Raw genomic sequence first — 23,629 nt, 5'->3', positions numbered from 1 at the left:
TGAAGGGACTGTGTCGCAGGACACAACCCGGGGGAACGTGAAGTGGCCATCCGTCGCGAGGAACATCATGCCAGCAGCTGCAGCAACCGGGGCAACAGCCCGGACCCCACGCCAGGACCTCAACTCCAGCGTTGCCACGTCGTTCGACCACTGGAAACACCTGGTGGCCGAATCCTTCGTGCCCCTCACCGCGCGGACGGCGGACGTGGAGGGCTTCCAGGGCCGCATGCGCTCCCGGGTGCTGGACCGGATGTCCATCGTGGAAGTGACCGCCACCTCCCACGAGGTCCACCGCACCCCCGCGCTGATCGCCCAGGCCCATGAGCGCTATTTCAAGCTGAACCTGCAGCTGGAAGGCACGGGCCTGCTGATCCAGGACAACCGCGAAGCCGTCCTGCAGCCCGGCGACCTGGCAATCTATGACACCAACCGGCCCTACACCCTTGCCTTCGAGGACAGCACCAGGATCATGGTCCTGATGTTTCCCTGCGACGCCCTCTCCCTGCCCGTGGACTACGTGGGGCAGCTCGCCGCGGTGCGCATGGGCAGCGGTGGCCTCAGCGGAATCGTGGGCCAGTTCATTCGCGAACTGTCGGCGAACCTGGACGTCCTGAACGGCCCCAGCGGATCGCGGCTCGCCACCAACGCTTTGGACCTGGTGTCCACCATGCTGCACGCGGAAATGGACATCACGCCGGACCGCATGAAGCCGCAGGCACTGCTGGCGGTCTCGGTCCGCGAGTACATCGAGGCCAACCTGGCCGATCCCCTGATGTCACCGGCAAGCATCGCCGCCGCGCACTTCATCTCCACCCGGCACCTGCACAACGTCTTCCACGAGTCGGGGACCACCGTAGCCAGCTGGATCCGGACGCAGCGGATCGAAGGCGCACGCCGCGACCTCCGCGACCCGCTGCACGCCGGGCAGTCCGTTGGCACGGTGGCTGCCCGCTGGGGCTTCCTGGATGCCGCCCATTTCAGCCGCACGTTCCGGGATGCCTTTGGTGTTTCACCCACCGAATGGCGCCGGGGCTGAACCCGGCTGCGTTTCCTAGATCAGCCCCTGGGCCAGCATGGCATCGGCCACCTTGACGAACCCGCCGATGTTGGCGCCGAGCACGTAGTTGCCGGGTTCGTCGTACTCCTCGGCGGTGGCGGCGCAGCGGTCGTGGATGCCAACCATGATCTCCGTGAGCCGCTCCTCCGTGTGCTCGAAGGACCACGAATCGCGGCTGGCGTTCTGCTGCATTTCCAGGGCCGAGGTTGCCACGCCGCCGGCGTTGGCGGCCTTGCCCGGCCCGAACAGGACGCCCGCCTCCTGGAACACCGCAACAGCGTCACGCGTGGAGGGCATGTTGGCGCCTTCGCCGACGGCGAGCAGGCCGTTGCCCACCAGGCGGGCGGCAGCAGCGCCGTCGAGCTCGTTCTGCGTGGCGCAGGGAAGTGCCACCGTGGCGTCGACGTCCCACACCGAACCGCCGTCCACGTAGGCAACGCCGCCCCGGCGTTCGGCGTAATCCTTCAGGCGGCCGCGCTGCACTTCCTTCACCTCACGGAGGAGCGCGACGTCGATGCCTGCCTCGTCCACCACGTAGCCTGACGAGTCGGAGCAGGCCACCACCGCGGCACCGAGGGACTGGGCTTTGGCGATGGCGTTGATGGCCACGTTGCCGGAGCCGGACACCACCACGCGCTGCCCGTCGAAGGACGTTCCGCGGGTTTTCAGCATTTCCTGGGTGAAGATGACGGTACCGAATCCGGTGGCTTCGGGCCGGACCAGGGAGCCGCCCCAGGAGATGCCCTTGCCGGTGAGTACGCCCGACTCGTAGCGGTTGGTGATGCGCTTGTACTGGCCGAAGAGGTAGCCGATCTCGCGGCCGCCCACGCCAATGTCGCCGGCCGGGACGTCCGTGTATTCGCCGATGTGGCGGTAGAGCTCGGTCATGAAGGACTGGCAGAACCGCATGACTTCGGCGTCGCTGCGGCCGCGGGGATCAAAGTCGGAGCCGCCCTTGCCGCCGCCGATGGGCATGCCGGTCAGGGCATTCTTGAAGATCTGCTCGAAGCCGAGGAATTTGACGATGCCCAGGTAGACGGACGGGTGGAAGCGCAGTCCGCCCTTGTACGGGCCCAGCGCGGAGTTGAACTCCACCCGGAAGCCGCGGTTGATTTGGACGCGTCCGGAGTCGTCCGTCCACGGCACACGGAAGATGATCTGGCGTTCGGGCTCGCAAAGGCGTTCCAGGATGGCAGCCTCGAGGAATTCCGGGTGCCTGTCGTGGACCGGGCCAAGGCTTTCGAAAACCTCCACCACCGCCTGGTGGAACTCCGCTTCACCGGGATTCCGCGCGAGGACGGTGTCCTTGATGGCTTCGAGCCGTGCGTCCATGAACTGCTCCTTACCTCTGAGCCGAAACGAGGGACAGCGCAAAAGCAACGTCGCCCCATAGGTTTACTCTTCAACTTATCGGATTACGACCGGGGAGCAGTAGGCGGGTGGGTCAGGTTCGGCTAATCTCCGTAATGTGACACAGATATTCCACATTGCGATAGTTTTGGCGCATCCCTCCTGCACACCGGAGACGCGCTGATGCCCTTCATTTGCCTGCTTCTCTCCGGTGCCGCGCTGCTGGTCAATGGGCTGGCGACGCTGGGGCGTCTCCCCCGCCGCGACGCCGCCACCTTCAGCCTGCTGCTCGGCGGCACCCAGCTGGTGCTCGGCGTCGTCCATCTTTCCACCGGCAATACCGGCACTGAACACCTCTTGACGGCCGCCGGCATGTTCCTGTTCGGGCTGACGTACGCCTATGCCGGACTGGATGTTTTGTTGGCCCTGGGTTCGAAGGGCCTGGGCTGGTTCTGCGGCATGGTGGCGTTTTTCGGCTTGCTGCTGGCGGGCGCGTGGATCGGGACGGATCCGCTGCTCGCGGTGCTCTGGGTGTGCTGGTCAGTTCTGTGGGGGCTGTTGTTCGCCTCGGCCGCATTCGGCGCGGTGCGGTTGGAGCCGTTCACCGGCTGGGCCCTGGTCCTGGCCAGCCAGGTCACGGCAACCTTTCCGGCGTTCCTGGGCCTGGCAGGTTTGTGGCCCAGGGCGGCCGGGCCGGCGTGGCTGGCGGCAGCCTTCCTGGCCGGACTGTTTATCGCGGCACGCGTGCTGGCCCGGCGCGGACCTGCCAGTCCGCGCCGGGCCAGTGAAGGGGAAGCCGTGAGCGCTAGGTAAGCGCGTGTCCCAGGGTGGCGGCGTGGTGGCGGCGCTCGATGGCGGATTCCACCAGCACCCCGGCCAGGAAGACCACGGGGACCGCGGCGAGCAGGGCGGTTGCTGTTTCCGCGCTGCCGCCAATGAGGGCCGTGAAATTGCTGACCACAAGGAACAGGACCCAGGCGAGCAGCACCGTTGCCAGGACGGGGGCGATCCGGGTCTGCCACAGCTGCGCCCCCGCACGTTCGCGGCGGAAGAAGCTGACCACCGCCACCGAGCACAGCATGTAGAGCACCAGCAGTGCCGCCACGGCCAGGCCGCTGAACCAGGAGAAGAGGGTCAGGACCGGGTCCAGGGCCAGGATGGCGAAGGGAAGCACCAGGACGACGGCGGTGGCGGTCTGGATCCAGGCGGCAAAGGCAGGGGCGCGGTGGCGGTTGGTCCGGGCCAGCACGGCGGGCATGGAACCGCGCAGGGCCAGGGAGTGCAGGTAGCGGTTGATGCCGTTATGGAAGGCGATGATGCCGGCGAGCAACGAGGTGACCAGCAGGATGCCTGCCACCACGCCCGCCCATGGGCCGAACAGCTCCACCATGGGACCGAGCACAAAGGACGTGGCGTCGCCGGATTCGAGGGCTGCCCCGGCCGCGTCCATGACCCGGGACGGGCCGTAGTAGCTGACCAGCATCCAGGAGATGAAGGAGAAGAAGACGGAGATGACACCGACGGACAGGTAGGTGGCCCGGGCCACCGTGCGGTGCGGGTCCTTGGCCTCCGCCGAATAGATGGCCGTGGACTCGAAGCCGAACATGGAAGCCACGGCGAACATGATGGCTACGCCCGGCGCTCCGGCCCCGATGGCCTCGGGCGAGAAGGACGCGGCCACGCCGATGCCTTCCGGGCCGCCGCCGTGGAGCAGGACGGTGAAGCCGAACAGCAGCAGGATGGCCACCTCGAGGCCCACCAGCAGGGCCAGCACGCGGGCACCGAGTTCGATGTTCAGGGAACCCAGCACCTGGACGCCGGCCATGGTGGCCAGGGCAAGCAGCCACCACGGAACCTCCAGTCCGATGGATGCCAGCAGCCCGGAGAACGCCGCACCGTAAAGCCCGTACATCGCGGCCTGGACGGTGTTGTAGGCCAGGAGGGCCAGCCAGGCGGCGCCGGCGCCGGTTTTCCTGCCGAACGCTGCGGTGACGTAGGCGTAGAAGGCGCCGTTGGCCTGGATTTTGCGGCTCATCGCCACAAATCCGACGGCGAAGATCACGATGACGATGCCCACGATCAGGTAGGCGCCGGGTGCGCCGGCACCGTTGCCGAGCGCTGCGGCCAGCGGCGAGGCGCCCACGATCCCGGTGAGGGGTGCCTGTGCCGACAGGACGAAGAAGAGGATGCCCAGGACGCCGATGCTGCCGGCGCGCAGTGCCGTTGAATGCTCCTTGGCCGGAGCGTCAGTGGTCCGGGGCTCGGAATTCGAAATACTCATTTGATCCTTCTTAACGGTCATGAGTTCGGGAAAATTGCTGTGGAATCCAGCTTGGCAGCGGGGCGCCGAACCCCTTTGTCCACCAGCGACGAGTTGTTGTTTGTCAGCGCAGTGCAGGATTTTGCGGCACTGGTTCCCGGGCGGCCGGGCGGGCGGCGGAGCGGGGGCCAAGCAGCGACGCGGCGGCCTGCGCCGCTTCCATGCCGCTCTCAATGGCACCGTCGATGAAGCCGCCCCAGCCGTTGGCAATATCGGAGCCGGCAAAAAGCACGTTGCCGTGCCCGGACTGCATGGCGGCCAGGTGGTTGCCGAGGAAACCCGTCCGGTGCATCGGCCAGGTTTCTCCCGCCAGCGGGTCCGCCACCCAGTCATGGGTAGCCACGTCCAGCACGTCAACGCCGGGCACCAGCCGGGCCAGCTGCTCCTGGACTGCCGCTGCGTCTGACGCATCGATTCTTGTTGCGTCGGGGCCGAAGCCGACGACGATCGTGTCGCCGTCGAGCGTGTACTCCACCTGGAAGAAGTTCAACGGCCAGTCCGCCTTGCCCAACGCCACGAACGGCGCGTGCTCACCCCGCAGCCGGATCCACACCTTCACGCCACTGGACACCTGTCCGCGCTTCGCGGCTTCCGTCTTGACCGGCGGCAGCGGCGGCTGGAAGTCGATGGTTCCCAGGACGGGAAGGGGGACCGTGACAATGGCGGCCCTGGCGCTGATGGTCCGGCCGTCCGCGCTCCGCAGGGTGACGCTCCCGCCGTCGTCCGTCATGCCTGCGACAGTTAAGCCGTAGTCGACGGCGGCACGGGAGTCCTCAAGGATGGCCTCGGCGAGCGCGGCGGTTCCGCCCTGGATCTTGTACGTGGCGCAGGCTTCGAAGTTGACGGCCCAGTCACCGTTGGTCAGGGCCACCCAGCGGAGGGCCTGGGTCAGTGCCGCGTCCTCCAGGGGGCCGTTGAAGTTCAAGGTCCAGAAGGATTCGAGGATGTCCCGGGCGTCGCCGGCGGGAAACTGTTCCCGGATCCGGTCCTGCACGGAGATCTGGTCGATGCCCTTGAAGGCATCCGTCGCCAACGGCCTGAACGGTTCGGGGAAGTAGGTCCGGGACTCTTTGGTGAATTCGCCGTTGTGCCGGCCGATCACGTCAAGCAAGGCTCCGGGGTCGCCTTCCCGGCGGCCGCCGTCGGCCCACCAGAAAGCCCGCTGCGGCTCAGGGCTGGCGACGGTTCCGATGCCGTACCGCTTCAACTCCGCCCAAATGTACGGCTGGGTCCAGTGGACCCACGTGCCGCCGATCTCCAGGTCGCGGCCCAGCCGGTGGTCCAGCCAGGTCCGGCCGCCGATGCGGTCCCGCGCTTCAACGAGGCGGACCGCCAGCCCACGACGGGTGAGTTCGCGGGCGGCGGTGAGGCCGGCAAACCCGGCACCCACAATGACGACGTCCAGGTCCTGCTCCACGGCGCTGTTGTGCTGTGCCATCCCCGGACCCCTAGGAGTAGACGAAGAATTCGACGGTGGGGGCCAGCACAGCCCACCTGGTGCGGGCGCCCTTATTGAAGGAGGCGGCGCCGCCGGCGGTGAGGTCATAGCTGACGCCGCCCTCCACCTCGATCCGGAGGTGGCCTTCGATGATGTGGATGGTCTCATCGGCTTCCATGACGAGATTGAAGGGTTCGGGGGCTTCTGTGGGATTGACGTGCCAGTAGCCGCAGGCCAGCGCAGGCCTGTCACCTTCGCCGAAGCGGCGCACCCACTGTACTTTGCCGAGTTCGAAGGGCTCATTCCTGCCGGGGTCAAGGGAAGCGGACGCGGTGAAGGACGGGGTGGTGGTCATGGGTACTCCAGAGGGGAAGGCGCGGCAGGGGAACGGTCACGCCGCGGGATGTGTGAAATGGCGGCGGTCCTGTGACGGGCATCACCGCGTGGAAGCAATCTAAGCAATTGCTTAGTTTTAAGTCAAGGGCTGCTTTTTGCCTGGCGGCGGATGGCTAGAATAGGGCTATGACCGCTTCCGCCGCCCGCACCGCCACGCCCAAATATGGCAAGGGCCGCGAAGCCCTGCTTCGGGCGGCGGTGGATGTGGTGGCGCAGAAGGGCCTGCGCGGACTCACGTACCGTGCGGTGGCCGAGGCGGCGGGCGTCAACAACAGCCTGGTCGCCCACCATTTCGGGACCCGGGACGCCCTGATCGAGGCAGCGCTCCTGTGGTCCTCGGAGCAGTCCATCGGCGCGTCACGGCTGCGGGAAGCAGCCGAAAACGGCGGGACTTTCACGGAGGCGCTGCTGGAGCTGCTGCTTGAAGATCCGGGGCTGCAGGTGTTCCAGTACGAGATGATCCTCGAGGCCCGGCGCCGCCCGGAGCTGGCGGGACCGGTGGCCGCGCTGTATGAAAGCTATGTTGGTGCGCTGTCGGAGGGGCTTGAGGCTTTCGGCTTCCAGGGTGACGTCCGCGTGGTGGCCCGCTCGCTGTTCGCCGCGCTGGATGGACTGGTGCTGCAGTACCTGGCGGGCGTGGGGCGGGAGGAGATCGCTGCCGCCCTGGAGGAAGTGCACCAGGCGGTTCTCCTGCGGCGGGGAGCACAGAGCGGCTAGAAACCTCCGGGAACAACAAAGCGCGGCCGGCCACCCTGGGGGCAGTCGGCGGCCGCGCTGACAGTATTTAGTTGAGAACAGCTACCGGAGCACCACAGTGCGGTTGCCCTGCAGGATGACCCGGCCTTCGCAGTGCCACTTCACCGCGTTGGAGAGGGCCTTGCATTCTGTGTCGCGGCCGGCGGCCACCAGGTCCTCGGGCCCGTACGTGTGATCCACGTCCACCACCTGCTGGGAGATGATGGGTCCCTCGTCCAGTTCTGCGTTGACGTAGTGCGCGGTGGCGCCCACGGTCTTGACGCCGCGGGCGTAGGCCTGGTGGTACGGCTTGGCACCCTTGAAGCTGGGCAGGAACGAGTGGTGGATGTTGATGGCCCGGCCGTCCAGCTTGCGGGTCAGGTCGTCGCTGAGCACCTGCATGTAGCGGGCCAGCACCACCAGTTCGACGTCGAGCCCGTCCACGAGCGCCATCAGCGCGGCTTCCGCTGCGGGTTTGGTGTCGGCAGTGACCGGGATGTGGTGGAACGGGATGCCGTGCCACTGCACCAGTGCCTCGTGGTCCCGGTGGTTGGATACCACCGCAACGATTTCCACCGGCAGTTCTCCGATGCGGGCCCGGAACAGCAGGTCGTTGAGGCAGTGCCCGAACTTGGACACCATGATCAGCACCTTGCGCTTGGACCCGTGGCGTTCCAGCTGCCAGCGCATGCCGAATTTTTCGGCCACCGGGGCGAACGAAGACCGCAAGACGTCCAGCGTGGACTCATCGCCGTCGGAGACGAAGTGCACGCGCATGAAGAAGTGGCCTTCGGAGCGCTCACCGAACTGCTTGTTGTCGATGATGTCGCAGCCGTGCTCCAGCAGGAATCCGGACACGGCGTGCACAATGCCGGGCCCCTCGGGACAGTCCAGGGTCAGGACGTGTTCCACGGTGGTGGGCGCTTTTGATGCGGGGATATGGGTTTCAGTAACAGTCATGGCTCAGCACTCGATCACATTCACGGCGAGGCCTCCTCGGGAGGTTTCCTTGTACTTGGTTTTCATGTCGGCTCCGGTGTCACGCATGGTCTTGATCGCCTTGTCCAGCGAGACCTTGTGGCTGCCGTCCCCGTGCAGGGCCAGCCGGGCCGCGTTGATCGCCTTCACGCTGGCGATCGCATTCCGCTCGATGCAGGGGATCTGCACCAGCCCGCCCACGGGATCGCAGGTCAGGCCCAGGTTGTGCTCGATCCCTACCTCGGCGGCGTTTTCCACCTGCGCCGGCGTTCCGCCGAGCACTTCGCAGAGCCCGGCCGCAGCCATCGAGCAGGCGGAGCCCACCTCGCCCTGGCAGCCCACTTCGGCGCCGGAGATGGAGGCGTTGGTTTTGAACAGGATTCCGACGGCGGCCGCCGCCAGCAGGAAGCGGACCACACCGTCGTCGTCGGCTCCCGGAACAAACTTCACGTAGTAGTGCAGGACGGCCGGCACGATGCCCGCGGCCCCGTTGGTGGGGGCAGTGACGATCCGCCCGCCGGCGGCGTTCTCCTCATTCACGGCCAGCGCGAAGAGGTTCACCCATTCCATCGCGAGCAGCGGGTCCGCCGGTGCCTGGACGGGCGACGGCGACGCTGCCGCAGCTTCGGCGGTGGCGGCCGAGGCCGTCAGGGTCCGGAACAGGGCAGGCGCCCGCCGGGTGACGTTCAGGCCGCCGGGCAGGATGCCTTCGGCGTTGCAGCCGTTCTCCACGCATTCGCGCATGACGGCCCACAGCCCCAGCAGCTGCTCGCGGAGTTCCGCTTCGCTGCGCCAGGTGAGCTCGTTGGCCAGCATGACGTCGGAGATGGACATGCCTTCGCGGCTGCAGATCTGCAGGAGTTCGTCGGCCGTGGAGAACGGGTAGGGCAGCACGGTGTCATCCGGCACCACCTTGTCCCCGCCTTCGGCATCGCCGTCCACCACGAAGCCGCCGCCGATCGAGTAGAAGCTCCGCTCGCTCAGAACGGCACCTGTGTGGTCCAGGGCCCGGAAGGTCATGCCGTTGGGGTGCGCGGGAAGGGACTTGCGCCGGTGGAGCACCACGTCCTCTTCCCAGTTGAAGTCCACCCGGTGCGCCCCGGCGATGTGGAGTTCGGCGTCCAGCGCGGCGGCTGCCACCTGGTCGTCGGCGGTGGTGGTGTCCACGGTTTCCGGGTCCAGGCCCTTCAGCCCCAGGACCACTGCCTTGTCCGAGCCGTGGCCGCGGCCGGTGGCGCCGAGGGAGCCGAACAGTTCGGTCTGGACGCGGGCGGTGGCGGCCAGCTGGCCGTCGCCTTTCAGTCCGTCCGCGAACAGCTTGGCCGCCCGCATCGGGCCCACCGTGTGTGACGACGAGGGCCCGATGCCGACGGAAAAGAGGTCAAGGACGCTGAGCGCCATCAGGGGACCTCTGGCGAGGCGTACTCCCGCATGGCGTCCAGCAGCCACCGGCCCAGGAACTCGGCGAAGGAAGCACGGGGGAAGATCCGGAAGGACTCGTCACCGGTCTTCCACAGGATGGCTGGAATGTTCGCGATTTCCGTCGAGAAGGCGGTGCCGGCCTTGAAGACCCGCGGGTGCAGGTCCAGCGAGCAGCCCTTTTCCAAGACGGCGCGGGCCCGGGGGCCCGTCAGTTCGAACGTGGTCCGGTTGGCGGACAGGTCCACCACCTGGCCCGCGTCGCCGCCCAGCGCGTCCCGGAGCGCGGGGATGAGGTCCCCGCCCAGGGATTCGTGCGCCTCGGTGGGTGCAACCACCAGGAACTCGGCGGGGCCGAGCCACAGGACGGACACGTCGCCGTTTCCGGCCACGGCACCGGAGCCGGCGGGGAGGCCGCCGGTGACACCGGCCAGGCGCTCCGCCGCGGCGGATCCTGCGAGGGCCCGGAGGCCCACCATGGTCAGGAAGGGCACCTCGGAGATTTCAACGGTGCCGGCCAGTGAGCCGGCCGCGAAGTCTTCCGCCAGCTGGCGCGCCGGGCTGACGCGGGCGGCGAGGTTCTTTTCGGCGTTGGTTTTTGCGGAGGTCGCGGATGCTGCTGTTTCAGCCATCTTTACGGGTCCCTTCAGAGTCAAAAAGCACTGTTTCTGCGACAACCACGTCCACCAGCTGGTCGCCGGCGGCTGCCACCAGCGTTTCGCCGATGCGGTTGCGTCCGTTCTTGATCAGGGCCAGGCCGAACGACCGGCCCAGCGCTGCGCTGTGGTAGCTGGAGGTAACGAACCCTTCCATCGGCACGGGGCCGTAGGCGGGGTTGGTGGAGCGTCCCTTCTCCACCAGCTGGGTGCCTTCCGGCAGGCGCAGCGTGCCGTCCACGGGAAGGACGCTGACCAGGTGCTTGCGGTCCTCACGCTGCGCGTCCGACCGGGTGTAGGAGCGCTTGCCGATGAAGTCCTTGGCCTTGGAGACGATCCACTCCATGCCCGCGTCCTGCGGGGTGACGGTGCCGTCCGTGTCCTGCCCGACGATCGGGTAGCCCTTTTCGGCACGCAGCACGTGCATGGTTTCGGTGCCGTAGGGGGTGATGTTGAACTCGGCACCGGCGGCGGCCACGGATTCCCAGGTGTTCAGCCCGTACCAGGCCGGGACGTTGATCTCGTAGGCAAGTTCACCGGAGAACGAAATCCGGCAGATCCGGGCGCGTACGCCGGAGGCGAGGGTGGTTTCGCGGAAGGTCATGAACGGGAAGGCTTCCGCGTCCAGGCCGCCGTTGGCAGCCAGTTCGGGCGCCACCTTGGCGATGACCTCACGGGACTTTGGCCCGACGACGGCGATCGTGCTCCACTGTTCCGTCACGGAGGTGCACTGCACGTCCAGTTCCGGCCACTCGGTCTGCAGCCATTCCTCCAGCCAGTCCAGTACTTTGGCGGCACCGCCGGTGGTGGTGGTCATGAAGTAGGTGTCGTCGTCCACGCGGAGGGTCACGCCGTCGTCGAAGATCATGCCGTCCGGGGTGCACATGACGCCGTAGCGTGCCGAGCCCGGGGCGAGCTTCTTGAACGCGTTGGTGTACATCCGGTTCAGGAACTCCCCCGCGTCCTTGCCGCGGATTTCGATCTTGCCCAAGGTGGTGGCGTCCATGAAGCCAACGGATTCGCGGACGGCGGCGCATTCGCGCAGCACGGCAGCGTCCATGTCCTCCCCGGCCTGCGGGTAGTACCAGGGCCGCTTCCACTGTCCAACGTCCTCGAACAGCGCGCCCTTGGCCACGTGCCAGGGGTGGATGGACGTAACGCGGGCGGGGTCGAACAGTTCCCCGCGCTGGCGTCCGGCCAGTGCCGCGAAAGCCACCGGGGTGAAGGGGGCGCGGTAGGTGGTGGTGCCGATGTCTCCGATGCCGCGGGAGGCTTCGCCGACGGTGCGCAGGGCCGCGGCGATGACGCCGATGGCGTTGACGCCGGAGGTCTTGCCCTGGTCGTTGGCCGTGCTGATGGAGGTGTACCGCTTGATGTGTTCCACCGAGCGCATGCCGGCACCGGTGGAGCGGAGGACGTCCGCCACGGACTGGTCGCGCTGGAAGTCCACGAAGTGGTGGTGCCAGTCATCCGGGGTGCCGTTCTCGCCCGGTACCAGCCACAGCTGGCGGGTGGGGGCGGAGGCCTTCGGGTCGCCGAACACGGAGGGTTCGACGGCGGATTCGAAGCCCGTGGCGATGGCCGCCCTGGCGCCGGCGGAGATGCCCTCCGCGACGCAGTCTTCGGTGGCGAAGGAGCCGCGGCCGGCGCCAATGGTCTGCTGGGCGGGGACCTCGGTGCTGGGCACGAAGGCTGCCAGCTCCTCGTCCCAGCGCAGCTTGCCCTGGCGCTGGGAGTGCAGGTGGACCAGCGGGCTCCAGCCGCCGGACACAGCCAGCAGGTCTGCCGCGATCTGCTCGACGCCGGAGGTGAGCTCGCCGTCGTCGTTGATGCTGCGGACGGTCACGCCGTCCAGCCGGCCGTCGGCGCCGGCGGAGGTGTTGGCCACCGCGCTGCCGATCAGCACCCGGAGCCCGGATTCGACGGCGGCAGTCGCCGCTGCGGTCAGGGCCGGACGGGCGTCCACCACGGCGGCGACCTTGACGCCTGCGGCGGCGAGGTCGGCTGCGACGGCGTAGGCGCTGTCATTGGTGGTGCTGATGACCACGCGCTTTCCGGCCGCCACGCCGTAGCGGTTCAGGTAGCTGCGGACGGCGGAGGCCAGCATGATGCCGGGGCGGTCGTTGTTCTCGAACACCAGGGGGCGTTCGTGGGCGCCCGGGGCGACGACCACCTGACTGGCACGGATGTGCCAAATCCGCTGGCGGGAGACACCGGGGGCGGCGGGGCTGGTGAGGTGGTCGGTGCGGTTCTGGACGGCGATGACGTAGTTCGCGTCGTAGGCGCCGAACGCGGTGGTGCGGTTCAGGACCGTGGACTCGGCGCCGGATACCAGCTCGGCTTCGACGTCGGCCACCCATTCCAGGGCGGGCTTTCCTTCGATGGTCTCGGCAAGGCCGGGAGCGGTGGAACCGGAGAGCAGCGAGCCGCCGAGTTCGGGCTGGTCATCGAGGAGCATGACCCTGGCGCCGGTGCGGACAGCCTCGCGGGCTGCGGCCAACCCGGCGGGGCCGCCACCGATCACCAGGACGTCGGTGTGGACGTACTTCTTGTCGTATTCGGCGCGGTCGTCCTCCGGGTCCAGCTTGCCCAGGCCGTTGAGCAGGGTGGCCTGGAGTCCGTCCACCAGGGAGACGGTGGTGGCGGGGAGCATGGATTCGGCAACGTGGCCGGGGAAGCGGGCTTCCACTCGGACCAGGGCGTTGGCCTCCTCCACGCCGGCGGACATGATGCCGCGGGGGCGGTCCTCGTAGAGGGAGTTGCCGGCGGCGATGCGGCCGTTGGCCAGCAGCGCGGAGGCCAGGGTGTCACCGGGGTGGCCGGTGAACTCCTCGCCGTCCACAGTGAAGCGCCAGGAGATGGTGCGGTCGATGCGGCCGCCGGTAGCCAGGCGGGCGTTCTGGGAAGTCACTTGGTCGCTCCTTCCGGGGCGGTGGTGCTGAGGATGCTCGTGGTGGAGGTGCTGGGAGCGGCACTTCCCGTGGTGGTGCTTTCAGGGCCGGTGCTGGCAGTCCCGGTTTCGGGTGCGCCGTCCGGGGAGCGGTCAGGCCGCTTCGACCCCATCGGGTAGACAGCCTTGATGTCGTAGCTCACGGTGTCGCGGAGCATGTTGAACCACTGGCGGCAGCCGGTGCTGTGGACCCAGCGCTCGGCGAAGATGCCTTTGGGGTTCTCGCGGTAGAAGAGGTAGCGGGACCACTCCGTGTCGCTCAGCTCGTTGGGGTTCTCGGGGTACGGGACGTGGGCCTGTCCCCCGTAGTGGAATTCGGTTTCGTCCCGCGGGCCGCAGTTGGGGCATGGGATCAGCAGCATGTGCGTTAGTCCTTTTCTGGTGGCGGCGGCTAGTGGGCCACGGCGGCGGCGCCGTGTTCGTCGATGAGGGCGCCGGTTTCGAAGCGTTCCAGAGAGAACGGCTTGTTCAGCTGGTGCGGGGCGCCGGTGGCGATGGTGTGGGCGAAGGTCATGCCCGCGGCGGGGGTTCCCTTGAACCCGCCGGTGCCCCAGCCGCAGTTCACGAACATGTTTTCCACGGGGGTCAGGCCCACGATGGGTGAGGCGTCGAGGGTGGTGTCCACGATGCCGCCCCAGGTCCGGAGCACGTGGGCCCGGGCGAAGATCGGGAAGAGTTCGACGGCGGCCGCCATCTGCTGCTCGATCACGTGGAACGAGCCGCGCTGGCCGTAGCCGTTGTAGGAGTCCACGCCGGCACCCATGACCAGTTCGCCCTTGTGCGCCTGGGAGACGTAGACGTGCACGTGGTTGGACATGACCACCGTGGGGTGGACGGGCTCGTGCAGTTCGGAGACCAGAGCCTGCAGGGGGTGGGACTGGATGGGGAGCTGGAATCCGGCCATTTCGGCCAGGACGGAGCTGTGGCCTGCGGCGCAGAGGCCCACCTTCTCCGTGTTGATGGTGCCGCGGTTGGTCTTGACGCCCACCACGCGGTCGCCGTCCTTCAGGAAGCCGGTCACCTCGCAGTTCTGGATGATGTCAACGCCCATTTCGTCGCACTTGCGGGCGAAGGCCCAGGCCACGTGGTCGTGCTTGGCGATGCCGGCGCGGGGCTGGTAGGTGGCGCCCATGACGGGGTAGCGGATGTTGTCGCGGATGTTCAGGATGGGGCAGAGTTCCTTGACCTGCTGCGGGTCCAGCCATTCGGCGTCCACGCCGTTGAGCTTGTTGGCACCGACGCGGCGCATGCTTTCGCGCACATCGCCCAGGGTGTGGGCGAGGTTCATGACGCCGCGCTGGCTGAAGAGGAAATCGTACTCAAGTTCCTCGGGCAGGATTTCCCAGAGTTTGAGGGCCTGCTCGTAGATGGCGGCGCTCTCGTCCCAGAGGTAGTTGGAGCGGATGATGGTGGTGTTGCGGGCCATGTTGCCACCGGCGAGCCAGCCCTTTTCGAGGACGGCGATGTTGGTCATCCCGTGGTTCTTGGCCAGGAAGTATGCGGTGGCCAGGCCGTGCCCGCCGCCGCCGACGATCACGGCGTCATAGGAGGACTTGGGTTCCGGGTTCCGCCAGAGGAAGTCCGGGTGCTCCGGAAGGTGCTGGGTGCTCACTGGGCGGCTCCAATCAGGTCTGCCTCGATGCCGGCCAGGTTGGCGTCGGCGGAGAGGTGCGGGTAGAGGGGGAACTTGCCGGCCAGGGCCGTCACGCGTTCCCGGAGTTCGACGGCGGTTTCCCCGGGGAGGGTGCCGGTGCCGGCGGAGGCAATCAGCGCCGTGGCGATGATGTCCGCAACCTCGGTGAACTCGGCGGCGCCGAAGCCGCGGGCGGCCAGGGCGGGGGTGCCGATCCGGAGGCCGGAGGAGACCATCGGCGGGCGGGGGTCGAAGGGGACGGCGTTGCGGTTGACCGTGATGCCGATCTGGTGGAGTGCGTCCTCACCCTGCTGGCCGTCGAGTTCGGAGTTGCGGAGGTCAACCAGGACCAGGTGGACGTCGGTGCCGCCGTTGACTACGGAAATGCCCGCGGCTGCGACGTCGTCCTTGAGGAGTCGCTCGGCCAGCAGCTTGGCGCCCTGCAGCACCCGTTCCTGGCGTTCCTTGAATTCGGGGGCGGCAGCGAGCTTGAACGCCACGGCCTTGGCGGCCACAACGTGCTCCAGCGGACCACCCTGCTGGCCCGGGAACACAGCGCTGTTGATCTTCTTGGCGTATTCCTCCTTGGCCAGGATGACGCCGCCTCGCGGACCGCCCAGGGTCTTGTGCGTGGTGGTGGTGACCACGTCCGCGTACGGGACGGGGTTGGGGTGCAGGCCGGCGGCGACGAGTCCGGCGAAGTGCGCCATGTCCACCATGAGGTAGGCGCCCACGAGGTCGGCGATGCGGCGGAATTCGGCGAAGTCCAGCTGGCGGGAGTAGGCGGACCAGCCGGCCACGATCAGCTTGGGCTTGTGCTCCAGGGCCAGGGCTTCCACCTCGGCCATATCGATCCGGAGGTCTTCCTCGCGGACGTGGTAGGGAACCACGTTGTAGAGCTTGCCGGAGAAGTTGATCTTCATGCCGTGCGTGAGGTGTCCGCCGTGCGCCAGGGAGAGCCCCAGGATGGTGTCGCCCGGGTTCAGCAGGGCGAACATGGCGGCGGCGTTGGCCTGGGCACCGGAGTGCGGCTGCACGTTGGCGAACTCGGCGCCGAAGAGTGCCTTCACGCGGTCGATGGCCAGCTGCTCGATGACGTCCACGTGCTCGCAGCCACCGTAGTAGCGCTTGCCCGGGTATCCCTCGGCGTACTTGTTGGTGAGCACCGAGCCCTGGGCCTCCATGACGGAGGACGGAGCGAAATTCTCCGACGCAATCATTTCCAGGGTGGACTGCTGGCGGTGCAGTTCCTGTGCCACAGCGGCGGCGACGTCGGCGTCGACCGTGGCGAGCGAGGCGTTCAGTACGTCCTGCATTGTTCTCCTTCTGAGCCCTTCGGAGTTACTGACCTATAACTGATCTGTAACTGATATATTAGAACTGTCGTAATAGTATGTTCCAGATCACTTGGACGTCAATAGCACTCCTGGGAAGGCTCGAAATGAGCGTCACATTAGAGAACCACCTGGCCGGCGACGGGGACCTCTCACTCTCCGAACAGGCCTACCGGCACCTCCGCGACCGGCTCATCATGCTGGACATCCGGCCGGGCGAGGCAATCAACGACGGCAAACTGGCCGCCGAGCTCGGGATCGGCCGGACGCCGGTCCGGGAAGCCCTCAAGCGGCTGGAAAGTGACCACCTCGTGGTGTCCTATCCCCGCCGCGGAACGTTCGCCACCATCGTCGACATCACCGAACTCGCTGACGTTTCGGAGCTGCGCGAATCCTTGGAACCTTTGGCCGCACGCCGGGCCGCGAAGCTGGCAACGCCGGCGCTGCGGGCGGAAATCCGGGAAACCGCGGCCGCGATCTCCACCATGGGCGACGACGACGATCCCTACGACCTCATGCGGTACGACATCAAGGTCCACCGGCTGATCTACCGGGCCGCCGCGAACGCGCACCTCGAGGACGTCCTGATCCGTTACGACAACCTGGCCACGCGCATCTGGTGCATGGTGCTGGAAAAGGTACCGTCCGTCGCGTCCCACATTGCCGAGCACGTTGAGCTGCTGGAGGCAGTGGCCGACGGCGACGCGGACCGGGCGGGCAAGCTCGCCCTGGAGCACGTCACCAGTTTCGAGCAGGCCATCCGGAACGTGCTCTAGCCGTCGCGTCCAACCGCGGCTAGCCCAGCCGGGCCCGTACCTCCTGCGCGAATTCCAGCGTGGTGGCCGAGCCTCCCAGGTCCGGTGTGGCGATGCCGTCTGCCAGCGCCGACTCGAAAGCGCCGGTAAGGGACTGCGCGGCCGCCGCCTCGCCCAGATGGTCCAGCATCATGGCGGCAGCCCAGAGGGCGCCGACGGGGTTGGCGATGCCCTTGCCGGCGATGTCCGGGGCGGAACCGTGGACTGGCTCGAACATCGACGGGTGCCGGCGCTCGGGGTTCAGGTTGGCACTCGGGGCGATGCCGATGGAACCGGCCACTCCGGCCACCAGGTCGGACAGGATATCCCCGAACAGGTTGGATGCGACGATGGTGCGGACGCTGGTGGGCTTCATGACCAGCCGGGCCGCGAGCGCATCGATGAGCACCTTGTCCACCGTGACGCCGGGGAACTGTTCCACCGTCCGGGCCACCACTTCGTCCCAGAACGGCATGGTGTGGATGATGCCGTTGGATTTGGTGGCCGAGACCAGGATGCCGCCGCGTTTCGTTGCGGCCTCTGCCGCGTAGCGGGCCACCCTGCTGATGCCGGCTTTGGTGAAGACGCTCTCCTGGACGGCGAATTCAGCGTCCGTCCCCGCACCGAAGCGGCCGCCGATCTGCGAGTACTCGCCTTCAACGTTTTCCCGGACCACCACGATGTCCAGGTCCTCGAGGCCCGGCATCGCTCCCTTGACCCCGGGCAGCAGCTTCATGGGGCGAAGGTTGACGTACTGGTCGAACTCCCGGCGAATGGGAATCAGCAGTCCCCACAACGTCACGTCATCGGGGACGTCGGGGGTGCCCACCGCTCCCAGGTAGATCCCGTCGCCACTGCCGAGCTGCTCAATGCCGTCAACGGGCATCATCCGGCCGGTTTTGAGGTAGAGGTCGCTGTTCCAGTCACGGACACGCCAGTTGACGGTGAAGCCATGCAGCCCGGCCACAGCATCCACGCACCCCATGGCTACCTCGGTGACGTCCACGCCGATGCCATCACCGGGAATCGAATCGATGGTGTAGGTGCGGGTCATGTTTTTCCTGTCTTTCCGGCGTTCGTGGGTGTGGGTAAAGCCTAAGCCGGGGTCGGCGACGCCGAGGCTCCAGCACGGGCGGCACGCGGCAGAAATCCCGCCGGTTCGCTTTTGATCCTGATGAGCGCAGATTCGACGGCACCCTGGACTACTGCTTCGGCCCCGAGGGTACTCGCAACGATGCGCGGGAGCGGCAGTCCGGAGTCTGTGGGCAGCAAGCCGCGCGCGCGTTCCAGGACGGGCTCGATGGCACCGGAGATGCCGCCGGCAATGACGACCCGCTCAATATCGAGAAGGCTGGCGAGCGCCACCGTGATGCGGGCCAGCCGTTCACCCAGCCGCCCGATGATGTCCCGCGCAAACGGATCCCCCTCACGGGCCGCCCGGAACACATCCTCCGCACTGATGTCCCCCTCGCTTATCTGCCGCAGAGAGGTAGCGCCGCCGTAGGCATGCACTCCCGCACGCGCCCACGTCCGGGCCAGCGCTCCGAGCCCGTCGGAGCCTCCCTCGTCGGACACGAGCTTATTGTCGAAGACGTCCAGGAACCGCATCTCGCCGGCACCGCCCTGCCGCCCCCGCAGAAGGCGTCCATCGACGATGAGGCCGGCTCCAAAGCGCTCCCCCGACAGCAAGGTGGCCACATTGGCTGACGGCTCGTGTGCCTGTTCCGCAAGGGCAGCGAGGTTGGCGTCATTCTCCACCATCACCTCACCGGGAAGCCCAGCGGTGAATCCGGAATTCATCAACTGCCAGAACTCGCCGCCCCCGGGAGACATGCCGGCGGCGTCAACCGGCGCGGGAACCCCGACGACCGTCAGCATGACGTCTCCGGCATCGCACCCTGCGTCCTCCAGCGTCCGGCCAATCAATTCGGCCGCAGCGGCAAGGCGTCCGGCCCGTCCCAGCATGTGTGAATCAATGCGCTGGCACCGCTTGCCGAGCTCACGGCCACGCAGGTCAGCAACGAGGGTTGTCAGGCGGCTCTCGCCGGCGTCCAGCCCCACCACTACGCCGGCAGCTTCCCGCAGCCGGTACCGGCGGGCCGGCCGGCCCTTGTTCGAGCGGCCGGCATCGCTTTCGTCGCCCACTTCTTCCAGCCAGCCCGCGTGGACAAGCCCGTCGCATACGCCGAGCACCGTGGCCCGGGTCAGGCCGGTGGCCGCCATTGCTTCACCCGCCGTGAACACCTGCTCCTGAAGGGCAAAGCGCAGCAGTGCTACCGAGTTGATCTGCCGTAACAGTTGGGTCGAGCTCGCCGTAGTTCCGTCCACCCCTTGACGATATCCCCTGCGTCCCCCATCCTCGTATAGGACTTAAATATAAGATCCAAATAAACTGTCTCAACCGCCCCCAGGAGCCGATGTTGCCACCTTTGACGTCCGCAGGGACGCACGTTTCCCGACGTACTTTCCTTGCCGCTGCGGGAGGTGCGCTGGCTGCCTTTGGCCTGGCCGGCTGCGCCCCGGCGGGAACGCGGCCCACCATCACATTCCACCAGTCCAAGCCCGAAGCCGTTCCGTACTTCCGTGACCTGGCTGCGAAGTTCACCGGATCGCAGGACCAGTTCCGGGTGCTGCATGACATGGCCACCAATCTGTCCGCCAGCTTTGTCCGCAGCAGTCCCCCGGATCTTGGCTGCCTGAACTACAACCTGGAGATGGCGCGGTTCATGGAGCGCGGTGCGCTCTCCGACCTTTCCGATCTCCCCGAGGCCGCATCCATCCGGAATGACGTGCTGGACCTTACCAACTGGTACCCCAGCTACCCCGGCCGCACCAGCGTGATCCCCTACTCGGTCATGGCCGCGTCCGTCATCTACAACCGCCGGATCTTCCAGGAGCACGGCCTGGCCGTTCCCACCACCTGGGACGAGTTGATCGACGTGTGCGAACGGCTGAAGTCAGCCGGGGTCACTCCCATCTACGGCACTTTCCGGGATCCGTGGACCGTGGCGCAGGGCCTCTTCGATTACACGGTGGGCGGCATGGTGGACGTGCGCGGTTTCTACGCCAGGATGCACGGGATCGGCGAGGATGTGGGGCCGGACTCCGAGGTGTCATTCCAAAAGACCTTGCTGGAGCCGGTGCAGCGAATGGTCCAGCTGACCAAGTACGTCAATCCCGATGCGGCAAGCCGGGGCTACGGTGACGGCAACACCGCCATGGCGCAGGGCCAGGCGGCAATGTACTTCCAGGGCCCGTGGGCCTTCGGAGAAATCGAAAAGGCGGCCACCGGCCTGGACCTTGGCACCTTTCCCCTGCCAATGACCGCCGACCCCGCCGACCTCAAAGTCCGGGTGAACATCGACCTCTCACTGTGGGTCCCCGAGGTCGCGAACGGAAAAGAAGGCGCGCGAGCCTTCCTCCAATACCTTCTGCAGCCGGAAATCCAGAACCCCTACAACGCCAAGTTCCTGGGATTCGGCACGGCCAAGGACGCTCCCCCTGTCACCGATCCGCGCATCGTCGAAATGCAGAAGTACTACGACGAAGGCCGCTTCTACATGGGCGCATCGCAATTCATCCCGAACACGATTCCCGCGGCCAACTACCTCCAGTCGATCATTGGTGGCGCCGATCCCGAAGCCACCCTGCGCCGGATGGACGCCGACTGGGCGCGCCTGGCTTTCCGGGCGTAGCCGCACTTCCGCCCCGACGCACGAAACGAGGATTCCCCCATGTCATCAATGACCAGAACTTCCACCAGGGCGGCTGCGGCTCCCGCGGCGGCGCCGAAGGTGAAAAGTGCCCGGAAGAGCCGGGTTGACCCGCTTTATTACTTCTTTCTCTTCCCCTCGCTCGCAATCTTCACGCTCGCTGTCACGCTCCCCGCCGTGCTCGGCTTCGTCTACAGCTTCACCAATTCGGTCGGCTTCGGGGACTTCGAGTTCATCGGCATTCGGAATTTCATCGCGGTTTTCCGCGATGAAGGAGTCCTGGGTGCCTACGGATTCACCCTCGCCTTTTCGCTCCTGACCGTCATCGTCGTCAACATCCTGGCGTTCCTCCTGGCCCTGGGACTGACGTCCCGGGTCCGTTTCCGGACGGCGCTGCGCACGGTGTTCGTGATCCCCATGGTGATCTCCGGCATCGTCATCGCCTTTGTCTTCCAGTACCTCTTCTCCAATTCGCTGCCACTGGCGGGCAGGAGCCTGGGGATTGAGCCGCTGGCCACGAGCATCCTCGCCAACCCGGACCTTGCCTGGCTGGGGATCGTTTTCGTCACTGCCTGGCAGTCGATCCCGAGCGCCATGCTGATCTACATCGCGGGGCTCCTCACGGTCCCGCCGGAGGTCTATGAAGCCAGTTCCATCGACGGCGCGACCCCCTGGCACAACCTGCGGCACATCACGTTGCCGCTGGTTGCCGGGTACGCGGTGATCAACACGGTGCTTGGTTTCAAGAACTACCTCAACGCCTACGACATCATCGTGGGCCTCACCGACGGCGGCCCCGGGGTGTCCACCCGCAGCGTTGCCATGGCCATCTTCCGGGGCTTTGAAGGCGGCGACTACGCCTACCAGATGGCCAACGCGGTGATCTTCTTCCTCATCAGCATCACCATCGCACTCATACAGCTTCGCTTCACACGTGGCAAAGGAGGGATCGCATGACCAACGCGACCCGCACTACCCCCGCAGGACCGGCCAATGCAGGACCAGCCAACGCCGGAACAATCAACGCAGGACCAGCAAGCGCCGGGAAGGGACGGATCCGCAGCGGCCACGAACGCACCAACTGGACCGCCACCGTCATCCTCATCGTGTGCACGCTCGGTGTGCTCGTCCCGCTGTACGTAACGGTCAGCATGGCTTTCAAAACCACCGGGCAGGCCGTCAACGGCAACGCCTTCTCACTGCCGGCGCCCCTGAGCCTCGAAGGCTTCAGCCAGGCATGGACGCTGACGAACTTTCCCCGGGGCTTCGCGATATCCGTTTTCGTATCCGCCACGGCAGTCGTTGGAGAGATCGTCGTATCAGCGCTGGCCGCCTATGCCATAGTCCGCAACTGGGACCGCCGGATCTTCCGCTGGTCATTCTTTTACCTGCTCGCAGCCATGTTCATCCCGTTCCCCGTCGTGGCACTGCCGCAAATCCAACTGACGGGCATGGTGGGGCTGGACAATCCACTCGGCGTTGCGATCCTGCACATCGTTTTTGCCCTGGCCTTCAACACGATGCTGTTCACCGCGTTCCTGCGCTCCATCCCCCTGGAACTGGAGGAAAGCATGCGAATGGACGGCGCCGGGACGTGGCAGGTATTTTGGCGGCTCATCTTCCCGCTGCTCGGACCAATGAGCGCAACCGTGGGGATCTTCGCCTTCATCGCGTCCTGGAATGACTTCATGATGCCCTCACTCATCATTTCCGACCCCGAACTGCAGACCATCCCCGTGCTGCAAAAGATCTTCCAGACGCAGTTCAGCAACAGCTACAACGTGGCCTTCGCTTCCTACCTGATGGCAATGGCGCCGGCCATCATCGTCTACCTCTTTACCCAGCGGTGGGTCATGTCCGGCCTCACCCAGGGTGCCGTTAAGTAAGGCGCCTCGCGCCACCTGCCCCCCCGGCATGACACCCACTGAACAACCTGAAGGAATGCATCGTGCCCATCACGGCGACCTCACACCCGGCGCCCGGCGCAGCCGTGGAATCCAGCACAACCGCGGACTTTCGCATCGGAATCGACGTCGGCGGGACCTGGATCAAGGGTGCCGTGGTCAACGTGGCCAACGGGAGGATGGGCAGCGGCGTCCGCCGGCTCCCGACGCCGTCCGGCGGCAGGGTGCATGACGTCGCGGACACCGTTGCCCGGCTCATCGCGGATCTTGAGCCGGAAAGCCCGGGGACTGGTACCCGGGCAGTCGGGGTGGCTGTCCCCTCGATAGTCCATCGAGGGGTTGCCAGGTCCGCGGCCAACATGGACAGCAGCTGGGTCGGGCTTGATGTCCAGTCCTACCTGGAATCCCACCTGGGCCGGCCTGTAGGGGTCGTGAATGACGCCGATGCCGCCGGGGAAGCGGAAGCCCGCTACGGTGCCGGCGCAGCCACCCAGGGCGTCGTCCTGGTCCTGACCCTGGGAACAGGCATCGGATCGGCACTCATCGTGGACGGCAGGCTGGTGCCAAACTTCGAATTGGGCCACCTGGAAATCGGCGGCTTCAAGGCAGAATCCCGGGCCTCCGCCGTCGTCCGCGAAAACGAAGGCCTCGACTGGGTGGAGTACGCCGGCCGGCTGCAGCGGTACCTGGCCCATGTTGAGTTCCTGTTCTCGCCGGACCTCATCATCATCGGCGGGGGAATCTCGGCGTGCAGCCACGAATACCTGCCCCGCCTGTCACTGCGCACCCCGGTCATCCCGGCAAGGCTGGAAAACTCGGCGGGCGTGGTGGGCGCTGCCCTGCAGGCAACAGCTGCCGGCAACGAGATCATCCAAAATACCTGAAGTGTGACGTGGAATACTTCAGTACAAATGCCGCCGGACGTCCCGGCGTCGGCCGGAAGGGGCAGTGG

Annotated in this window: 21 protein-coding genes; 8 read left to right on the top strand and 13 right to left on the bottom strand. The window is 66.6% G+C overall.

What is annotated here, in order from left to right; translation table 11 throughout:
- Positions 1–67 precede the first annotated feature (67 nt).
- The gene (locus AB0280_RS04415) at positions 68–1,036 is read left to right on the top strand and encodes a helix-turn-helix domain-containing protein (protein WP_307491806.1); all 969 of its coding nucleotides are present in this window, start codon (positions 68–70) and stop codon (positions 1,034–1,036) included.
- Between the two features lie 15 nt (positions 1,037–1,051).
- Here AB0280_RS04415 and gdhA read toward each other — a convergent pair whose 3' ends face one another.
- Positions 1,052–2,389, bottom strand: a complete 1,338-nt coding sequence (gene gdhA / locus AB0280_RS04410) for an NADP-specific glutamate dehydrogenase (RefSeq protein WP_307491808.1) — start codon at positions 2,387–2,389, stop codon at positions 1,052–1,054.
- A gap of 201 nt (positions 2,390–2,590) precedes the next feature.
- On the opposite strand from gdhA, the gene AB0280_RS04405 reads away from it, so the two are divergent.
- On the top strand, positions 2,591–3,220 hold the full coding sequence (locus tag AB0280_RS04405) for an AmiS/UreI family transporter (protein WP_307491810.1): 630 nt from the start codon (positions 2,591–2,593) through the stop codon (positions 3,218–3,220).
- Here the strand turns inward: AB0280_RS04405 and AB0280_RS04400 are convergent.
- From AB0280_RS04400 to AB0280_RS04390, 3 genes are all read right to left on the bottom strand, one after another.
- Positions 3,213–4,688: an APC family permease gene (locus tag AB0280_RS04400; RefSeq protein WP_224023371.1), complete on the bottom strand. Its 1,476-nt coding sequence runs from the start codon at positions 4,686–4,688 to the stop codon at positions 3,213–3,215. The two genes, AB0280_RS04405 and AB0280_RS04400, sit on opposite strands and share 8 nt — an antisense overlap.
- A 103-nt stretch (positions 4,689–4,791) precedes the next feature.
- Positions 4,792–6,165, bottom strand: coding sequence for a flavin monoamine oxidase family protein (locus tag AB0280_RS04395; RefSeq protein ID WP_307491814.1), 1,374 nt, complete (start codon positions 6,163–6,165; stop codon positions 4,792–4,794).
- Positions 6,166–6,175: 10 nt separating this feature from the next.
- Positions 6,176–6,520, bottom strand: a complete 345-nt coding sequence (locus tag AB0280_RS04390) for a cupin domain-containing protein (protein ID WP_159630254.1) — start codon at positions 6,518–6,520, stop codon at positions 6,176–6,178.
- 167 nt (positions 6,521–6,687) lie between these two features.
- Here AB0280_RS04390 and AB0280_RS04385 point away from each other — a divergent pair, with 167 nt between their 5' ends.
- Positions 6,688–7,278 carry a TetR/AcrR family transcriptional regulator gene (locus AB0280_RS04385; protein WP_307491817.1) on the top strand — a complete coding sequence of 197 codons (591 nt, stop codon included), beginning with the start codon at positions 6,688–6,690 and terminating at the stop codon, positions 7,276–7,278.
- Between the two features lie 81 nt (positions 7,279–7,359).
- Here the strand turns inward: AB0280_RS04385 and purU are convergent, their stop codons facing one another.
- From purU to glyA, 7 genes are read right to left on the bottom strand one after another with little or no spacing between them, the layout of a single operon-like run.
- Complete coding sequence (gene purU, locus AB0280_RS04380; RefSeq protein WP_366366305.1) at positions 7,360–8,256, bottom strand: formyltetrahydrofolate deformylase; 897 nt, start codon at positions 8,254–8,256, stop codon at positions 7,360–7,362.
- 3 nt (positions 8,257–8,259) lie between these two features.
- Complete coding sequence (locus AB0280_RS04375) at positions 8,260–9,675, bottom strand: L-serine ammonia-lyase (RefSeq protein ID WP_275180659.1); 1,416 nt, start codon at positions 9,673–9,675, stop codon at positions 8,260–8,262.
- On the bottom strand, positions 9,675–10,325 hold the full coding sequence (locus AB0280_RS04370) for a sarcosine oxidase subunit gamma (protein WP_159630247.1): 651 nt from the start codon (positions 10,323–10,325) through the stop codon (positions 9,675–9,677). Before AB0280_RS04370 ends, AB0280_RS04375 begins: the two co-directional genes overlap by 1 nt.
- Positions 10,318–13,260: a 2Fe-2S iron-sulfur cluster-binding protein gene (locus AB0280_RS04365; protein WP_366366303.1), complete on the bottom strand. Its 2,943-nt coding sequence runs from the start codon at positions 13,258–13,260 to the stop codon at positions 10,318–10,320. Before AB0280_RS04365 ends, AB0280_RS04370 begins: the two co-directional genes overlap by 8 nt.
- A complete protein-coding gene (locus tag AB0280_RS04360; RefSeq protein WP_366366300.1) occupies positions 13,257–13,661 on the bottom strand; it encodes a sarcosine oxidase subunit delta in 405 nt (134 codons plus the stop codon). Before AB0280_RS04360 ends, AB0280_RS04365 begins: the two co-directional genes overlap by 4 nt.
- Before the next feature lie 29 nt (positions 13,662–13,690).
- A complete protein-coding gene (locus AB0280_RS04355) occupies positions 13,691–14,911 on the bottom strand; it encodes a sarcosine oxidase subunit beta family protein (RefSeq protein WP_307491827.1) in 1,221 nt (406 codons plus the stop codon).
- On the bottom strand, positions 14,908–16,248 hold the full coding sequence (gene glyA / locus AB0280_RS04350) for a serine hydroxymethyltransferase (RefSeq protein ID WP_307491828.1): 1,341 nt from the start codon (positions 16,246–16,248) through the stop codon (positions 14,908–14,910). Before glyA ends, AB0280_RS04355 begins: the two co-directional genes overlap by 4 nt.
- Before the next feature lie 125 nt (positions 16,249–16,373).
- Between glyA and AB0280_RS04345 the strand changes: the two genes are divergently transcribed.
- The gene (locus tag AB0280_RS04345) at positions 16,374–17,042 is read left to right on the top strand and encodes a GntR family transcriptional regulator (protein WP_159630237.1); all 669 of its coding nucleotides are present in this window, start codon (positions 16,374–16,376) and stop codon (positions 17,040–17,042) included.
- A 19-nt stretch (positions 17,043–17,061) separates the two neighbouring features.
- Here the strand turns inward: AB0280_RS04345 and AB0280_RS04340 are convergent, their stop codons facing one another.
- Both AB0280_RS04340 and AB0280_RS04335 read right to left on the bottom strand, forming a co-directional pair.
- Positions 17,062–18,114, bottom strand: coding sequence for a tartrate dehydrogenase (locus AB0280_RS04340; RefSeq protein WP_307491831.1), 1,053 nt, complete (start codon positions 18,112–18,114; stop codon positions 17,062–17,064).
- Positions 18,115–18,155: 41 nt separating this feature from the next.
- The gene (locus AB0280_RS04335) at positions 18,156–19,388 is read right to left on the bottom strand and encodes an ROK family transcriptional regulator (RefSeq protein ID WP_366366297.1); all 1,233 of its coding nucleotides are present in this window, start codon (positions 19,386–19,388) and stop codon (positions 18,156–18,158) included.
- Between the two features lie 89 nt (positions 19,389–19,477).
- On the opposite strand from AB0280_RS04335, the gene AB0280_RS04330 reads away from it, so the two are divergent.
- From AB0280_RS04330 to ppgK, 4 genes are all read left to right on the top strand, one after another.
- Complete coding sequence (locus AB0280_RS04330) at positions 19,478–20,755, top strand: ABC transporter substrate-binding protein (RefSeq protein WP_307491834.1); 1,278 nt, start codon at positions 19,478–19,480, stop codon at positions 20,753–20,755.
- Between the two features lie 39 nt (positions 20,756–20,794).
- A complete protein-coding gene (locus AB0280_RS04325) occupies positions 20,795–21,730 on the top strand; it encodes a carbohydrate ABC transporter permease (RefSeq protein ID WP_370871808.1) in 936 nt (311 codons plus the stop codon).
- Positions 21,727–22,659: a carbohydrate ABC transporter permease gene (locus AB0280_RS04320; protein ID WP_224023412.1), complete on the top strand. Its 933-nt coding sequence runs from the start codon at positions 21,727–21,729 to the stop codon at positions 22,657–22,659. Before AB0280_RS04325 ends, AB0280_RS04320 begins: the two co-directional genes overlap by 4 nt.
- A 104-nt stretch (positions 22,660–22,763) precedes the next feature.
- Positions 22,764–23,561: a polyphosphate--glucose phosphotransferase gene (gene ppgK, locus AB0280_RS04315; RefSeq protein ID WP_307491992.1), complete on the top strand. Its 798-nt coding sequence runs from the start codon at positions 22,764–22,766 to the stop codon at positions 23,559–23,561.
- The last annotated feature ends 68 nt before the right edge of the window (positions 23,562–23,629 follow it).

The organism is Pseudarthrobacter sp. 902506025 (assembly GCF_040702325.1).
GTDB lineage: Bacteria > Actinomycetota > Actinomycetes > Actinomycetales > Micrococcaceae > Arthrobacter.
The sequence above is the reverse complement of the archived record's forward strand: the minus strand, read 5'-3'. Positions and strand labels throughout refer to the sequence as shown.

Coding starts and splice junctions, on each gene's coding strand:
- AB0280_RS04415 (WP_307491806.1), top strand. CDS start 68: ATGCCAGCAGCTGCAGCAACCGGGGCAACAGCCCGGACCCCACGCCAG.
- AB0280_RS04400 (WP_224023371.1), bottom strand. CDS start 4,688: ATGAGTATTTCGAATTCCGAGCCCCGGACCACTGACGCTCCGGCCAAG.
- gdhA (WP_307491808.1), bottom strand. CDS start 2,389: ATGGACGCACGGCTCGAAGCCATCAAGGACACCGTCCTCGCGCGGAAT.
- AB0280_RS04320 (WP_224023412.1), top strand. CDS start 21,727: ATGACCAACGCGACCCGCACTACCCCCGCAGGACCGGCCAATGCAGGA.
- AB0280_RS04375 (WP_275180659.1), bottom strand. CDS start 9,675: ATGGCGCTCAGCGTCCTTGACCTCTTTTCCGTCGGCATCGGGCCCTCG.
- AB0280_RS04385 (WP_307491817.1), top strand. CDS start 6,688: ATGACCGCTTCCGCCGCCCGCACCGCCACGCCCAAATATGGCAAGGGC.
- glyA (WP_307491828.1), bottom strand. CDS start 16,248: ATGCAGGACGTACTGAACGCCTCGCTCGCCACGGTCGACGCCGACGTC.
- AB0280_RS04395 (WP_307491814.1), bottom strand. CDS start 6,165: ATGGCACAGCACAACAGCGCCGTGGAGCAGGACCTGGACGTCGTCATT.
- AB0280_RS04370 (WP_159630247.1), bottom strand. CDS start 10,325: ATGGCTGAAACAGCAGCATCCGCGACCTCCGCAAAAACCAACGCCGAA.
- AB0280_RS04390 (WP_159630254.1), bottom strand. CDS start 6,520: ATGACCACCACCCCGTCCTTCACCGCGTCCGCTTCCCTTGACCCCGGC.
- AB0280_RS04325 (WP_370871808.1), top strand. CDS start 20,795: ATGTCATCAATGACCAGAACTTCCACCAGGGCGGCTGCGGCTCCCGCG.
- AB0280_RS04405 (WP_307491810.1), top strand. CDS start 2,591: ATGCCCTTCATTTGCCTGCTTCTCTCCGGTGCCGCGCTGCTGGTCAAT.
- AB0280_RS04360 (WP_366366300.1), bottom strand. CDS start 13,661: ATGCTGCTGATCCCATGCCCCAACTGCGGCCCGCGGGACGAAACCGAA.
- AB0280_RS04330 (WP_307491834.1), top strand. CDS start 19,478: ATGTTGCCACCTTTGACGTCCGCAGGGACGCACGTTTCCCGACGTACT.
- AB0280_RS04340 (WP_307491831.1), bottom strand. CDS start 18,114: ATGACCCGCACCTACACCATCGATTCGATTCCCGGTGATGGCATCGGC.
- purU (WP_366366305.1), bottom strand. CDS start 8,256: ATGACTGTTACTGAAACCCATATCCCCGCATCAAAAGCGCCCACCACC.
- AB0280_RS04345 (WP_159630237.1), top strand. CDS start 16,374: ATGAGCGTCACATTAGAGAACCACCTGGCCGGCGACGGGGACCTCTCA.